Annotated in this window: 15 protein-coding genes; 6 read left to right on the top strand and 9 right to left on the bottom strand. The window is 45.3% G+C overall.

The window, feature by feature from the left end; translation table 11 throughout:
- Positions 1 to 373 precede the first annotated feature (373 nt).
- Together MHI21_RS12180 and MHI21_RS12175 are read right to left on the bottom strand one after the other, a co-directional pair.
- On the bottom strand, positions 374 to 1417 hold the full coding sequence (locus MHI21_RS12180) for a carbohydrate kinase family protein (protein WP_342420205.1): 1044 nt from the start codon (positions 1415 to 1417) through the stop codon (positions 374 to 376).
- Positions 1418 to 1644: 227 nt separating this feature from the next.
- Entirely contained in the window at positions 1645 to 2934 is a 1290-nt protein-coding gene (locus tag MHI21_RS12175) for a glycoside hydrolase family 27 protein (protein WP_341161550.1), read from the bottom strand.
- A gap of 210 nt (positions 2935 to 3144) precedes the next feature.
- Between MHI21_RS12175 and MHI21_RS12170 the strand changes: the two genes are divergently transcribed.
- Both MHI21_RS12170 and MHI21_RS12165 read left to right on the top strand, forming a co-directional pair.
- Positions 3145 to 4038 carry a rhodanese-related sulfurtransferase gene (locus MHI21_RS12170; protein WP_342420090.1) on the top strand — a complete coding sequence of 298 codons (894 nt, stop codon included), beginning with the start codon at positions 3145 to 3147 and terminating at the stop codon, positions 4036 to 4038.
- Between the two features lie 209 nt (positions 4039 to 4247).
- Positions 4248 to 5174 carry an AEC family transporter gene (locus MHI21_RS12165; RefSeq protein ID WP_209942071.1) on the top strand — a complete coding sequence of 309 codons (927 nt, stop codon included), beginning with the start codon at positions 4248 to 4250 and terminating at the stop codon, positions 5172 to 5174.
- 17 nt (positions 5175 to 5191) lie between these two features.
- Here MHI21_RS12165 and MHI21_RS12160 read toward each other — a convergent pair whose 3' ends face one another.
- The gene (locus MHI21_RS12160) at positions 5192 to 5971 is read right to left on the bottom strand and encodes an ABC transporter ATP-binding protein (protein WP_209942069.1); all 780 of its coding nucleotides are present in this window, start codon (positions 5969 to 5971) and stop codon (positions 5192 to 5194) included.
- 195 nt (positions 5972 to 6166) lie between these two features.
- The gene (locus MHI21_RS12155) at positions 6167 to 6715 is read right to left on the bottom strand and encodes a CGNR zinc finger domain-containing protein (protein WP_342420089.1); all 549 of its coding nucleotides are present in this window, start codon (positions 6713 to 6715) and stop codon (positions 6167 to 6169) included.
- Positions 6716 to 6852: 137 nt separating this feature from the next.
- Between MHI21_RS12155 and MHI21_RS12150 the strand changes: the two genes are divergently transcribed.
- On the top strand, positions 6853 to 7335 hold the full coding sequence (locus MHI21_RS12150) for a DinB family protein (RefSeq protein ID WP_342420088.1): 483 nt from the start codon (positions 6853 to 6855) through the stop codon (positions 7333 to 7335).
- An 85-nt stretch (positions 7336 to 7420) separates the two neighbouring features.
- Here the strand turns inward: MHI21_RS12150 and MHI21_RS12145 are convergent, their stop codons facing one another.
- Positions 7421 to 8290, bottom strand: coding sequence for a YheC/YheD family protein (locus MHI21_RS12145; protein WP_250268223.1), 870 nt, complete (start codon positions 8288 to 8290; stop codon positions 7421 to 7423).
- A gap of 208 nt (positions 8291 to 8498) precedes the next feature.
- Between MHI21_RS12145 and MHI21_RS12140 the strand changes: the two genes are divergently transcribed.
- Both MHI21_RS12140 and MHI21_RS12135 read left to right on the top strand, forming a co-directional pair.
- Entirely contained in the window at positions 8499 to 9335 is an 837-nt protein-coding gene (locus tag MHI21_RS12140) for a DUF6492 family protein (RefSeq protein ID WP_341161555.1), read from the top strand.
- A gap of 61 nt (positions 9336 to 9396) precedes the next feature.
- Positions 9397 to 10740, top strand: coding sequence for a sugar phosphate nucleotidyltransferase (locus MHI21_RS12135; protein WP_342420087.1), 1344 nt, complete (start codon positions 9397 to 9399; stop codon positions 10738 to 10740).
- Between the two features lie 105 nt (positions 10741 to 10845).
- On the opposite strand, the gene MHI21_RS12130 is transcribed toward MHI21_RS12135, so the two are convergent.
- Positions 10846 to 11589 (bottom strand): succinylglutamate desuccinylase/aspartoacylase family protein, encoded by a 744-nt coding sequence (locus tag MHI21_RS12130; RefSeq protein WP_342420086.1) that lies wholly within the window; start codon positions 11587 to 11589, stop codon positions 10846 to 10848.
- Positions 11590 to 11594: 5 nt separating this feature from the next.
- Positions 11595 to 12629 carry a glycosyltransferase family 4 protein gene (locus tag MHI21_RS12125; RefSeq protein WP_342420085.1) on the bottom strand — a complete coding sequence of 345 codons (1035 nt, stop codon included), beginning with the start codon at positions 12627 to 12629 and terminating at the stop codon, positions 11595 to 11597.
- 353 nt (positions 12630 to 12982) lie between these two features.
- On the opposite strand from MHI21_RS12125, the gene MHI21_RS12120 reads away from it, so the two are divergent.
- Positions 12983 to 13456 (top strand): C40 family peptidase, encoded by a 474-nt coding sequence (locus MHI21_RS12120; RefSeq protein WP_061830140.1) that lies wholly within the window; start codon positions 12983 to 12985, stop codon positions 13454 to 13456.
- An 80-nt stretch (positions 13457 to 13536) separates the two neighbouring features.
- On the opposite strand, the gene MHI21_RS12115 is transcribed toward MHI21_RS12120, so the two are convergent.
- Positions 13537 to 14913 (bottom strand): ATP-binding protein, encoded by a 1377-nt coding sequence (locus tag MHI21_RS12115; protein ID WP_342420084.1) that lies wholly within the window; start codon positions 14911 to 14913, stop codon positions 13537 to 13539.
- Positions 14913 to 15623, bottom strand: a complete 711-nt coding sequence (locus tag MHI21_RS12110) for a response regulator transcription factor (RefSeq protein WP_341161560.1) — start codon at positions 15621 to 15623, stop codon at positions 14913 to 14915. The genes MHI21_RS12115 and MHI21_RS12110 overlap by 1 nt, the downstream gene beginning before the upstream one ends.
- Positions 15624 to 15675: the final 52 nt, after the last annotated feature.

Below are 15675 nucleotides of genomic sequence, written 5' to 3'. Positions count from 1 at the left end.
CTATATATTACAATTTTCACCACTTTACACGAAATGTAATTTCTAGTCAAGGAGATAATCGTCTATCTGAGATCAGCCAGGGACATGAACGATATTTAATTTTCAAGATAATTAAATTCCGTTGGTTACCCTATTGCATAATGAGTGGCCAGACTTTAGAACGGATACACCTGCGAAAACCCAGAACAAAGCGGACTCTACCAAAGAACCTCCCTTTAAAAGCAAATAAAGGAGGCACTGTGGCAGAAAAACAATTACGTATTTCACGCTGTCCATCAGACAACATGCTCCTTTTACCAATTAATTGGTTGAGGCCATTACGTACGTGTAGCTCCCAGTACGAGCTGTTGTAGGGTAGAGTTCTCTTAATTACTTATGTATCTTCCTTTTTAAAATACACGCCCTTGAAAAACACAAAATTTTGCGAATGTGTGCCATACAGCTCCTGAAACCTAGAATGGAGTTTATTCATAGAAAGGGTCTCTGAAACCGTCCGATCCGTTTGCAGGGTCAAGTCGACACAGCTAATTCCAAATTGGCACACTTGCTCCATAGGATAACCTTGGGTGATTCCATAAATCATCCCGGCAATAAAAGCATCATCTGCGCCTGTGACATCAATGACCTCTTGAACGGGATGCATAGGAATTTGTCCATGAGTTCCATCCTGAGAGGCGTACAAAACTCGATCAGCACCACAGATAAAAATGACATTTTGAACCCCAAGTTTGTGAAAAATCCGGGTGGCATCCAACATATGCTGATCATCTGTAAGTTCTAGCCCCAAATAAGCTTCAGCCTCCACCGGTTTACATACCAGCCATTCCACTCCATGCAAATTTCGGGGAAGCTTTCTCATCTTGGAGGCCGATACCGAAGAAACGACAATCGGAACCCGATGTTCATGGCAGACATGTATGGTGGCTGCAATTACGTTCATAGAGAAATTAGTGTCCAGCAGAACGAGTCGGGACGAGGCGATTAAAGGAGTATTTTCATAAATTACTGAAGGACGAATCTGATCATAAATCTCCATTTCTGCTGTCGCTATAATCAGTTCACCACGCTCGTTCAGCAAGGCAGTATAAACCCCAGTTGACGGTTCACCTTTGACTTGCAGAGGAACCACGTGCATGTAACGGCTGGACTGCTCGATAATAAATTCACCTTCCGCATCGTCCCCAACCGCAGTTAGCAGGCTGACCCGTTGGCTCAACCTCCCTAAATTTTCGGCTACATTTCGTGCTACCCCACCGCAAGATTGCAGCCTTGTACTGCTCGGATTGGAGGTATGAAGCTGAAATGTACCTTTAATCATGATTTTACGATCCAGATTGGCCCCCCCGATACATAGTATTGGTTTGCTAGAGGGCCAAGGCTCGTCCTGTTCATTTTTGTGGATTTTTTTTAATTTCATCATTTGACTCCTTTCTCGAGTCTATTCGTTAGAATGATTTAAATTTGTACAGAAATAGGCACTATATAAAATTAACACGTTCCAAATGTCATATTCCCAAGAATAATGTCGAGTTCGTTAAAATATCCTAAAGTTACACATGCAAAAAAATCACCCTATTGTAAAGTTTACCTTCCACTTGTACGATAGGGTGATTGGGTTGGAACTGCGCATAGTTCTTCCTTACATTATTTCAAAATAAATAGAGCTGCTCCGTGAGGAGGTAAATCTGCGGACAGTTCTTGTGTTAAAACACCTAAATTCACATGGTTCCACAAATCTCTGGCATTTGCCTGTCCTTCAATACCAAGGTCTTTTAAGGATACACGCACCTTTGAAGCTTCATCTCCAGCATTAAACAAAGCTGCGTATACATGACCTTCCCCGTTATGTGAAGTCCAAACGATATGTTCATCCTTTCTGTACACCTGCCGCGCATTCAAACCGTTGCGATGAGCATTTAACACTTCTTCATTCGTTAGCAAGGAAAGGGTCCATGCATCATTATCCTGCAGTTCTCCCCCGAACATCAGTGGAGATCGGAAAATGCTCCACAAGGTCATCATCGTTAGCTGCTCATCCTTCGTAAAGCGTGTCCATCGGTCATGGCTGCCGGAATCCACCGAATCTACCGAACGAATACCCAGATGACCTAGTGGCAGCATGTCGCAATCCGGCCAGTGACCCGGACCTACATGTTCCGCCCACTTCTCGCAGCGCTCAAACATACCATACAGTAAAGGCCATACATCCCAGAAGTCATCAGTCATACGCCACATATTCGCGTTTGCAATTAAATCAGATGCATGCTCCAGCGGTGCAGGACCAGGTGATAGACTCAGCACCATCGGACGTCCGCATTGGGCGATAGCCCGCCTAATCAATTCAATTTCCGCCAAATGAATACCATAGAGACGTGATGCAGCAATGTCATCTACTTTGACAAAATCCACACCCCATTCCGCATACAGGTCAAACAACGAATTATAGTACTCCTGTGCGCCTTCCTTGGATGCATCTACCCCATACATATCTGTGTTCCAGGGACAAATAGAGTTGGGATGCGCAATTTGTCTCGCCGTGGATGTGGTTCCCAAAATTGGGGTATCCTGGTGCACCGCCTGACGGGAGATGCCTCTCATAATATGTATACCAAATTTCAATCCCAGACTGTGTACATATTCCGCAAGAGCTTGGAAGCCTCGTCCATCTGCTGCCGAAGGAAAACGATTCACCGCTGGAATAAGACGTGAAAATGAATCCATTTCCAATGGGACGAACGGGCGATACTGTGAAGAAACTGCTCCTGACTCATACCACTGAATATCCACCACGACATATTCCCAACCATATTCCTTCAGGTGCTCCGCCATATATTGAGCATTTCCCCGTACTTCCTCTTCCCGTACTGCTGCACCGTAGCAATCCCAGCTATTCCACCCCATAGGTGGTGTATGCGCTGTCAAATGATGTTTCATTTCATTCATCCTTTCACCTAGTAAAACTCATCCTGCTACCAGAAATCCCCTCATTACTACGTTACTATTATAATGTAAACCCTTACTTTTGTCGCTCGTCATCTTTTCCATTTCCACTTTTTATACATTTAAGTTGACTAACTTAAAGAATGTGGTACATTTAAAATTGCTTGTTAAAAAACTTTGACTTGAATCAGAGGGTGATTTTACGTGTGTGAACATGCTTATCGAATTTTGTTGTTTTACAAATATGTCAACATAGAAGACCCTGCCACCTTTACGGCAGAGCATCTGGCTTACTGCAAGGAGCTGGGTATCAAGGGAAGAATCTTGATTGCTGCAGAAGGAATCAACGGAACACTGTCTGGCACAGTAGAGCAAACGGAGCAATATATGCGTGATTTGCGCGCCAATCCGAAATTCCACGATATTGTTATTAAAATAGATGAGTCTGACGGTCATGCGTTCAAGAAAATATTTGTACGCCATCGTCAGGAGCTAGTTACGCTGCGTCATGAGGATGAACTGGACCCTAATGTAATTAGCGGTAAGCGGCTGTCACCAAAGGAGTTTTATGAACAGCTTCAAGCTGAAGATGTAGTTGTTCTGGACGGACGTAATGACTATGAATATGACATCGGTCATTTCCGCGGGGCTATTCGCCCTGAAGTCGAATCGTTCCGTGAATTTCCACAATGGATTCGCGACAATATGACTCAGTTCAAAGACAAGAAAATCCTGACGTACTGCACCGGAGGTATCCGTTGCGAAAAGTTGTCCGGTCTTCTGATCAAAGAAGGGTTTAACGATGTAGGCCAGTTGGATGGCGGCATTGTGACTTACAGCAAGGACCCGGAAGTACAAGGACGTTTGTTTGACGGTAAATGCTACGTATTTGACGAACGAATCTCCATTCCGATCAATCATACGGATGAAGACGTCATTGTCGGCAAGTGCTTCCATTGTGAAACGCCAAGCGATCATTATATCAACTGCCCGGTGTGCAATCTCCAGCATATCGTATGTCCGGATTGCGAAGAACAGCATCAGCACTATTGCTCCGATGATTGTCGAACCAAAGCGGAAACCGTTGCTACTGCATAAATCGGCAGTATCATTGGTTCATTATAATAAAAGGGATGCCCACAGCCATGATAAACGGCTAATAGGGCATCCCTTTTATTGTTTTCACAATAAGTGTCGAAGGCTTCATAGTATATACCTATGACCTTGATTGTGTTTTCATCTTGGACGGGCTCGAAAGTAGCGCCTTATAATGGAAAATGTCATTACAGAAAGGATCGGTGGAATTCATGATACAAATCGTACTTTCAACTCTATTATCCGTTATCGTTCCGCTGTCCATTCCAGTGATCGCCGGATTTTTACTCGGAAAATTCATGAAGCTGGAAACGAAACCGCTCTCGACTTTGTATTTATATTTTTTAAGCCCCGCCATGATTCTGGACACGCTACTCAAAGCACAGCTTTCTTGGCATGATGTAGCGCAGACTGCCGCTTTTTCAATACTGAACCTGCTGCTGTTGTGGGGAATTGCACAATTAGCGGGGAAAATCTTTAGACTGAGCACTCCGGAAACGGCTGGACTTACCTTAATCTCGACGCTGACCAATAGTGCAAATTATGGCCTGCCCCTTATTTTACTTGCCTTTGGGCAGCTCGGTCTGGATAAAGCCTCCGTGTATGTCGTCATCCAGATAATCATGGTCAATACCATTGGCGTTTACTTTGCAGCCCGCTCTGAGTTTTCTGTTCAAAGTGCCGTTAAGTCGGTGTTTTCACTTCCTGCGATCTATGCAGCTCTACTCGCCATGGGACTGCGGCTGCTGAACTGGCATCTTCCCTCTGGCATTCAGTCGGGCGTCTCGATGATTGCTGCCGCTTATTCTCCAGTCGTGCTGGCGATCCTTGGTACCCAGATGGCTTATGTAAAAATATTCAAACTGGAGTCGTCTATTAAAAAAGCCAGCTACGCCGGACTAACAATTCGCCTTTTGCTCTCTCCGCTTGCGGCTTGTCTTGCTATGCTGATACTGGGAATTTCAGGCCTTTTGTTCTCCGTTCTCTTCATTTTGGCCTCGATGCCGGTTGCTGTGAATGCTGTCATTTTAGCAGAAAAATTTAATGCATCGCCAAAACTGGTTTCCACCTGCATCCTGTGGAGCACGCTTGCCTCATTCCTGATATTGCCTATTCTGATTATGTTGGTAGCAGGTTAGCGAGAAAAAAAGACTCTCTACACCATAGAGAGCCATGCACGATCCTGTCTCCATTCTACTTGTACAGGCGTTTCAAAAAAAGCACTAAGTGTGTCACTACTCAGAATATCAGTCGTTTTACCTTTGGCAAATACCGTGCCCCGGCGGATTAGAATCGTATGCGTGTACATCGGTAGAATTTCTTCGATATGATGTGTAACATACAGTAAATTCGGCGAAGCCTGCGACTCCGATAACTGGCGAATGCTATCCAGCAATGCTTCCCGGGAGAAAAAGTCCAAACCATTACACGCCTCGTCCAAAATCAGTAGCTTGGGCGAGGCCATTAATGCGCGGGCGATAAGCACTTTTTGCTTTTCTCCCTGTGAGCATCCCTGATACAACCGATCCACGAGATGAGCACACCCCAGTTGCGTCATAAGCTGAATGGCCTGTTCATACTCTGTATCCGTCGTCTGATCATAAAGTCCAATGGAGGCAAATTTGCCGCTAATGACAACATCCTGCGTACGCTGACTCCCATTAATTCTTTCCTGTAAAGAGGAACTGACCCAACCAATAGATTTGCGCAACTCCCTCAGATCCACATCCCCAAAGGTATGGCCCAATACACCGACACTACCTGTGGTTGGCCATATGTAACCGTTAATCATATTGAGCATCGTTGTTTTACCTGATCCATTCAAGCCGAGTACAGCCCAGTGCTCCCCCTCAGCTACCTGCCAATTGATTTGGTCCAGTATGGTACGGTTATCTCTCTTCCAGCTTACATTATTAAGTTCAATGACAGAATTCATGGCTGTACACCCTTTCTATTCGTCGTATCATCAGATGTTTATACGCATAGTAAAGATCATCGTTAGTACGGCTAGCTCCTCTTTTATGTAAGCATAGCACAGGGTCACAGGTTGTTCAATTTTAAATAACCCACTCCATTGTTCATATAGGAGTGGGCTCAACATGTACTGCTCATGTAAATTCTCTTGCTCCATCTAATTTTTCTTACGCTCGCGAAAACGGCGTACCTTCATCAAATTACCACACATCTTATCGTCGCAAAATCGCTTTGACCGATTTCGGGTATCATCGTAAAATACCCATCGGCAATCGATATTATCGCAAATACGAATTCTGGAGCCGCCGCTATTGACAAGTGCCTGGGCAAAATCGGCTACAACCTCTGCCAGCACTTTTTTCCAACCATTTGCCACGGGTTCCAGCACAATGCTGAAATGCTCATCCTGTTGCTTTAATAAGCGAGTGACCGGCCCCCCTTCCATCATCTTTCGGTTAATCATATCCATCAGATCAGTTGTCATTTGTCCGCCAGAAGTCAGGTGCTCAGCGAAGCTACGTAATTCCCGCCGGAGAATTTGCATTTCTTCGATATCTTCCGCACTAGCTGGGACCGAAGCGGTAAATTGCCACCGCATAAGAAATTCATTTTGCCATTCGGGCTTCAACAAACGATCTTCTGAACGTCCGCTCCCTCTCCAATCGTGCCATTCGCTGTTTACAAAATCAGTCCAAAGTGTATTCAAAAGAGTTCCTCCACCGTCTGTAACCACTAAAATCATTTTAACTGGTTGCAAATCTTAATTTGTCATGCTACATTGTTAATTGTAACGATTTATCCTATGTTTAGCTAGTTACATCCCTACAAAAGGAGTTGGGTTAGGTGAGCCGAGATCGAGTAAATATGCTGGTATGGCAAAGAGAAAATTCATGGGATAAGGAAGAATGGATTGTTCCTCTTGCCGCCGCACTTCACGGTGTGAATACACAGGAAGCCACTTGGACACCACCAGGTGGAGGAAACACGATTTGGCAAACGGTTCGTCACATTAATTATTACAATGAGCGTATTTTGAGACGTTTAACTGACCGCCCTATAAGTTCAACTGGAATAAGCAATGATGAGACATTCGGTCCGCCAGGGGATGCTGAAGACGATGAAGGATGGCAGGAGACGCTGAAAGAAGCGGAAGCTCTTGTAAACCAACTGCTTGTCGCCATTACTGCTCTGAATGATGCTGATCTGGATAAGCCTCTCGGCTCCGACACTCTCGGTGCTGAATTATCGCGGTGGACGCTGCACGATGCATATCATAGCGGACAAATCGTACTTATACGCAAACAATTGGGGACTTGGCGAGTTTAAAATGTAATCCTAAATAAAAAGGATGAATTATGAAAAATTCATCCTTTTTTCTGTATTACCTGCTGGCAATGAAGCAATCTACTGGTCAAGATATTTTTTGTTTTTTAGAATCTTTAATTACATTCTTATCTTTATTTTTACCTTTATTCTTGTCTTTATTTTTATCTTTATTTGTATCTTTGCTTGGGACGGTGACCTTCCTTTTTTCATTAGCCAGTCGCCAATAGCTTAACACTTTACGGTACATGGACTTATCTGTTAATTGGTTAAAAATATATGGGTCCGGCTTCGTATTCACCTCAATAATCCACGGGATAAAGCGATGATCCAGTCCAATGTCCACACCAATTTGCCGGAATTTCGGATATGTTTTTTGCAGTTGTTTGGCGATAGTAAGACCCAATTCATTTAGTTTCTTAACCAGCTCCGCCTGCTTGCTTTGCGATAAATGGGATTTTAGTAACTGCTCCAAGGCCATCGGCTTACCACCACTATGATAGTTGGTCACGATTTTACGGGGATGACCAAGACGTCCAATAATTCCGGTAGACTCCCATAGCCCTTTTTCATTACGCTGCACCATGACCCGAATATCAAAATAACGCATTTGATGGCGTAGTAAATGGATTCCCTTTTGAATGAGATAACTTTTCTTCCCCGTATGTTTCGATAGGCTGATATATAGTGCATCCAAATGTTTGAATTCTTGGCGCGTTTCCTCATATTGATAGGCGAAACGCTGGCCGGCCTCCTGCTCTACTCTCATTACACCTTTACCAAAGGTACCTCGCTCGGGTTTTACATAGACCATACCATACTTCTCCAGCATTGATTTCAAATTTGCTTTATTATATTTGCGAGTTTCAGGTACATACGGCTTGATGCTGCCATGCTGGAGCAACAATTGGGTTTTATGCCATTTGCTGCGCAACGCCTGCGCTTGTGAAGAATTCACTTGCCCCTCTCCTCTCTACTCTCAGGTAGAACGCTCCTGTTAAAAAAGATCAATCTATCGTATGCGCTAACTCCCCATTCGAAGCTTCATCAGCCCTGTCCTGCATAGAAATGGACGTTTGACCTTGCCCGGTCGAAAGCGCCTGTCCAAGCATACGATATGGAGAGACGCTGGGAGCGTATATTTGCACATATAGGGAGTGAATAACATGTCAGCGCAATCGGATGGGCCACGGAAGGGTTCCCTTACAATCGATGTTCTGATTCCAGCAATTGATAAAGATCTTGCCACACTACCGCTGGTGATTGACAGTCTGCGCCGTCACGTGCAGCACCGAATTGGAACTATTTATATCGTCTCACCGCAAAGCACCGGGATTCGCCGTCTGTGCGCAAACAAGAAATGTACATTTATTGACGAAAAAACGGTGCTGCCCATCACCAAAAAACATATTCATTACGGGACAACGCGCTGGGACCGCTCAGGCTGGCTGTATCAACAATTACTCAAAATGAATGGCGACAAAATCAGTAAAGCCTCTTTTTTTCTCGTCATTGACGCGGACACGATTTTGATTCGTCCACATACGTTCCGTAAAGACGGAAAAACGATTTTTTACTACCGCAGCTGGAGCCAGCCTGAGTATTTTCGCACCTACCACAAGCTGATGGGCGTTAAAGCACCCTCACCAAAATCCTTTGTCACTCACTATATGCTTTTTGAAAAAGCGCGGCTCAGCCAGCTCAAGCAAGTTATCGAGGCCCGACATGGAAAACCTTGGTACAACGCGATTATCCAAAGTATAAACCGGACAAAACAGTTTGGGTTTTCCGAATATGAAACGTATGCCAACTATTTATACAGCAATAAGCCTTCTCAGATGATTTTGCGCAAGTCATTGAATAAAGCGCTTCATAGTCGGGCTTCTTCCCTGTCGCAAAAACAATTGGATGTCTTGGCCAAGAGCTATCGTTCCTTATCTTTTCATCAACGCAAGGTGTACCAGCTTGCTCCAAAAACAAAGATTGAATCATCGCTAAAATAGTTCTTAAAATCCTGCAAAATGATGCAATCCAAATGGATCTGCATTGAAGGAGGAAACATCCGTGCGCATCGTATTGTTATGCGGTGGTGCTGGAAAACGGCTATGGCCACTATCCAACGAAATCCGGTCGAAGCTGTTTCTCCAGTTGTTGCCCGCCCCTGACGGGCGAAAGGAATCTATGCTCGGCCGGGTGTACCGTCAGCTTACCTTAGCCGGGCTGGATTCCTCTGCCCTGCTTCTGGCTCATCGAAGCCAGGTAAATCTAGCCTTTCGCCATACAGAAGGTCGTCTGCCCGTTTTGGGCGAGCCTGCCAAACGGGGAACCTTCACCGCTGCTGCACTGGCGGCTGCATATTTTCACACCAGAGGCATGGGGCTGGATGAAGTTCTCTGCATTGCTCCAGCGGACATGTTTGCAGGGGAGGATTTCTTCCATAGCATAGCAGCGCTCTCCGGCTTATTGCTTGAGAGCGGAGCCGATTTGGCTATGCTTGGGACAAGGCCCACTCATCCCTCCGACCAATACGGCTATGTCGTTCCGGGTCTGCAAATGATACGGGAAGGGAAACCTTCTTATGCGCAAGTTGCTCGCTTCACAGAAAAGCCGGATCATTCCGGGGCACAGCAGCTTATTCATCAGGGTGCGCTGTGGAACTGTGGTATTTACGCTTTTACATTACGGTATATGCTCTCCTGTATGGAGCGAAGTTATTTGCCGCTGAACGATAAAGCATTATGCGCAATGTATGATGGCCTCCCGGTTCGCAGTTTCGACGAGGAGATTGCAGAGCGTGCCGAACATGCCATCGTCCTGCCCTACGATGGCGAATGGCACGACATCGGCAACTGGCAGGCTCTAACAGAGCAGCTAAATTGCCAAGTGATCGGGCGTGGACAGATCAGTGGCCAAACTCATGGCACGCACATCGTCAATGAGTTGCCCTATCCACTTCATGTCATTGGTGTGGAAGATATTATTGCAGCTGCGAGCCCCGACGGCATTCTCATCGCCTCCAAGAGCCATGCTCACGCCATCAAGGACCAGCTAGGTAAACTTCAACTTCACCCCAAGCATGGCGAAACCTCTTGGGGCAGTTACCGGGTGCTGGACGAATTTGATCATCGGAGTCTGAACGATATACTGGCCATACGGCTGACGGTACTGCCAGATCACCGCTTGAATGGCCGTATTCACGGCAGTGGACTTAAAGTATGGACGATCGTGTCCGGCCGGGGAGAGGTCATGCTGAACGGAGAACGTTTTGCTGCGGCAAGCGGTTCTGTATTTAGCATTCCGGTCGATACGTATCACACGATCCGTGCCGATCTGGATACACCACTGGAGCTAATTGAGGTACGTCTGGGGAACAGCTTAGTGAACGCCTTCTATAAATCCGAAGCCTGACAACACATAGATATAATATCAGCACGCCACGGATTCTGAACGATGGTCGCACATAAAAAATCGCTCCCTGAGCAAGGTGCAAAAATCCTTGCTCCAGAAGCGATTTTATTTTGTGATGCCATATTTTCTTGAGGTAACCGTTCTAACCTTGGCAGATAAATATACCTCGTTGCCTTTGACTATTCCGGCTTCTTTTAAAAAATGCTGGACGATCTCCAACTGATAGTGTATGCGTACTTTCTTGGGCAGGCTCCAACCCGTTTCCACGGTAACCGCGCGTGCACCTAAAATACGGGCTGCAGCAGTGCGGGAGGAACCTGGAAGCTCATGCAACCGAATGTTGAAATGTCGGTCGCTCATCTGGATGGAGCGATTCATTCGCTTAATAATCCGACGAACCGTAGGTACCACCGGATTGGCCTTGTTGGAGATTAGCGTTTGACCAAGCACCTTGGCATCTTTTTGTGACAATCCATTGGCCTCATGCAAGTCGAGATACCATTCAGGTTGATACTTTTGTGTCAATTTGAATAGAGCAGCGGAAAGTGGTTGTGTTGCCAGCTGCTTTTTTTTGCGCGGAAAGGTTCGATTAAGATCAGGTATTCCTCTAATCCGTTTGCGGTAAGCCTCTTGATTTACAATCGGTACAATTATAAGCTTACCATGGCTAAATCGCAGTTTTTGCTGATTCAAAAGCTTTACCAATTTCTCAGCAGCTCGTATGCTTGCTATTTCTTTACCATGTATTCCCGCCACTACCATCACACACGGACCTTTCTGTCCCCCTGCAGCTATATAATAAGGAGTTGCCCAAGAGCCCTTTCCGAGCATATATCGTTTGACCTGCATCTCCTTCACCTCCGTATAGGCTGCCGTTGTCCTCTCTTCTGTTCTCGCCGACGGATGATTTCACGGTATAGTCTCAAGTAGTTACTGGTCATTTGTTTGTTGGTAAATCTTTGAGTCACATACAAACGTAGCTGCGCTGGTGACGGGTAATTTTTTTGCTGTGCTTTTCGTGCCATTTGGCTAACCGATTTGCAGATCAACTGTGGAAAGCCCAATAGTACCTCGGGAACGGAGCCATTTTTTAATGCCAGCACCGGTGTTCCACAAGCCATGGCCTCAACCATAACGAGTCCGAATGGCTCTTCCCACAATGTCGGAAACAACAGACATTCTGCATGTTTCAGCAACTTCTGTTTCTGATCGCCTCCAACTGCCCCCACATAGCGTATATTCGGATTGCGCTGAATTCGTTTCTGAATCTCTTTACGGAAAAATTCTGGAGCTTTGATAGGACCTGCAATAAGCAGTTTTTTTCCTGTTCGTTCTGCAACCTGAATGGCCTCCAATACACCTTTATCTCGTATGATTCTGCCCATGAACAGCAAATAGCCACGCTTCTCACTGCTGAACTCGTATTCATGTGTGTTGATACCGTTATAGATATAAAAACCTTTGCCCCTGCCCATCAGCTGGCGCGCTCGTTTACTTACATATACTGGGTTTTTACCGTGTCTCTTCACTGGAAGATGAACGGTGCATACCGATGGACAAGGCAGCTTCCTACGCCCTACAGCAGAACGAAAGGTATGATCATGAATGATATGTGTGTCGGAAGGCATATGCCGGAGTACATATTGGGGGATCTGACTATGTTTCAACCCCTTGGGATAGGGAATCAACCGCGCACTGCTCTTGCTCCCACGGGCGGCAAAAAGAGATACATGATGTCCTCGTCTCACCAATTCCTCCGTTAATTCATACACGACCTTTTCCGTTCCGCCCTTGTTGGAGGGTACCGGCTGTGCATCGGGATAGTTGGAAATGACCTGAACAATGGTTAGACGTGGTTTTTTGAGTGCTTTATTCTGCTTTGAAGCCATACGAATTCCCCTTCCTGACCGGAAATACGGTGTGATCCTTACAATGTCAACGGGAATTAGAACATACTCCCGTACAGGTTATAAATTGTAGTATATAGGTATGTATATTTTGCGTGATTGCTTGTGCCAATCGTCTGCAACTCGCTTTTTGTCATACGAGCCTATCTATAAGTGGAGTCTATACATTTTGTCAAGCCAAAATTAAGGAGGAAATTCTCATCGTTTTCTAATAAACGAGGACAAAGCGTTGGGGTAACAGGTTTGTAACCATGAGTGGTAAATTCCGGACATTTTATTTGTGTTATTGTCATTTCAGGACATCAACACAATACGAATAACGGAGGAATTTATATATGAAACGTACTTCTAAAAAATTGTGGATGGGTATTTGCTTTACTATGACTTTGGCATTGAGCGCAGGGAGCTTCGTCGTTGGACCAGCCACCACTCATGCCGCTTCGGCAAGTAAAGCTGATCGGATTATTTCTAAAGGCTCCCAGTATATGGGCGTGCGTTATCAACATGGAGCCCCAGCTGGTAGTACAAGCTCTTTTGACTGCTCTTCATTCACTCAATATGTATTTGCACAAAATGGCATCAAGCTTCCGCGATCTTCCAGACAGCAATCAACTGTTGGCACTTTCGTACCGCGTAGCCAGCTGAAAAAAGGCGATTTGGTCTTTTTCTATGCGCCAATTCATCATGTAGCCATTTACATGGGGAATGGCAAAATTCTGCATACGTATGGTAAAGGCGGCGTAACGGTTACAGATCTAAATTCGGGATGGTGGAGTCGCAATTATACAACAGCACGTCGTGTCCTTTAGCATAAATTTTAAATGATTTCCATCCACCGAATGCTTAACTTACAAGTAACAATAAAAAGGCTGTTCCGCGAGTAGATATTCTACTGGAGGGACAGCCTTTCCTGTTGTCTTTGGGGCAGCGTGACGATGACTACCGTTCCTTCTCCTTCTACGCTCTCCATACGTATCGTACCCTGATGGGCGTCTGTAATTGCCTTGGCAATCGGCAACCCCAGCCCGGTTCCTCCGGTTTTACGATGTCTGGAGCTATCTACCCGATAAAATCGTTCAAAGACCCGCTTGATCTCGCCCTCAGGTATTCCGATCCCATAATCCTTAACCTGGATATAGACATGTTTTTCATCTGTAGATAACCCTATTTCGATCTCATCCGAGCTGTATTTTAATGCATTATCCAGCAGGATCACTAGCAACTGCTTCATTTTCGTCAGGTTGGCATCTAGCCAAATTTCTTTCTCTTCTGTTAAAACAGAAATTTGACGATCATGTACAGGCTTGAGATGCGCTACTACCTGTTGACAACAACCGATCATTTCGATCCGCTCATGCGGCTCAGGGTCTTTCTGCTGTGAGGAGGCAAGAGTCAGCAACTGCTGTGTCATCGTACGCATTCGCTGAGTTTCTTCATAGATCGACTCAATGGATTCCTTACGAATCTCCTCATCACGCGTACCCCACCGCCGCAGCATGTTGGCATAGCCCTCAATAATCATAAGTGTCGTATTCAGCTCATGTGAGGCATCTGAAACAAACTGCTGCTGACTCTGAAAGCTTTCTTCTAATCTCTCCATCATTCGGTTAAAAGTAGCAGTCATTTGGGACAATTCATCTTGATTGTGACTGCCAGTAGGGATTTTTTTGAATTTCAAGCTTCTTTCAATCTCCTGCATCGTTTGAATACTACTTGAAATCGGCAGCAATATCGCATTCGCCAAAATCGTGCTCCCTACCAAACTTAGCAACATAGCCCCTACAGTGGATGTGATGAGGATCGTATTTAAAATATCGAGATTGGTTTCGAGTGCATCCCATTTTTCTACAATCTCCAGGGTCCCCTTCTGATGACCCTCTGGAGAAAGCACAGGGAGATGGATTACCAGAATTTTATGACCCTGTACATCTGTCAGTTGAGAACTTTGTGAAGTGTTAAAACGTATATCGCCCAGCTTAAAGCGAGACTGGCGACTTACTTCATACAGAAGTCGGGATTGCTGATCAAACACTCTTAGAGTGGTGTCTCCAGAAAGCTCATCTTTCAGTTTGGGGCCCCATGCATTCTTTAGAATCATCGTGGGCCCTGTTTCGGCAATGATTTCAGTCCATTTATTTTGCAGCACTTCTCTTTCATTTCGCGTAGCGATTTTGACGAACAATAGGTGAACTGTAACATCCACAAACAGGAGTATCGACATCACTAAAATAGAACTGAGCAGGGTTATTTTGGTCCGAAGCTTCACTAGTCTTCCTCCCGGATGCAGTACCCAACGCCGCGCACGGTTTTTATCAATTTCTTTTTGTATCCATGATCAATTTTTTTGCGAACATACCGGATATACACATCTACGACATTCGTATCACCGACAAAATCAAATCCCCACACGTCCTGAATCATTTGATCCCGCTGCAATACCTGATTTTTGTGCTCCATCAGATAAAGAAGCAGATCATATTCTTTTGGCGTCAGTTCGATTCGATTGCCTTCCCGCACCACTAACCGTGTCTTGCGTTCCAACACCAAGCTGTCCACTTGGAGCCTAGGCGGCGGCTTATCCTCTTCCTGTAAAGCGGTAGCTGTTGGCTCCATTTGATGCCTCATACTGGCCCGCATCCGCGCTAATAACTCCTCGATCTCAAAAGGCTTCGTAATGTAATCATTGGCACCTTCATCCAGACCTGAAACCTTATCAGGAGTCGTGTTACGTGCAGTGACCATAATTACTGGTGTATGATTGTCCACTTTTCGAATCTGCTTTAGCACCTCGACCCCGTTCATCTCCGGCAGCATTACATCCAGAATGATGATATCCCATTTACCAGCTAGAGCTTTTTCCAATCCTTCTCTGCCCGTCTGTGCGATTTCAACTGCATATCCTTCATGGGATAACTCCAACTGAAGCAATCTGGATATCTTCTCTTCATCATCAATAACCAGCACCGACTTTTCCATCGCAAAACCACCTATTTTCTATAGAAAAAACAAATGAGTAATGGAAATGACA

Origin of the sequence: Paenibacillus sp. FSL H8-0168 (assembly GCF_038592955.1) — a bacterium.
GTDB lineage: Bacteria > Bacillota > Bacilli > Paenibacillales > Paenibacillaceae > Paenibacillus > Paenibacillus polymyxa_B.
The sequence above is the reverse complement of the archived record's forward strand: the minus strand, read 5'-3'. Positions and strand labels throughout refer to the sequence as shown.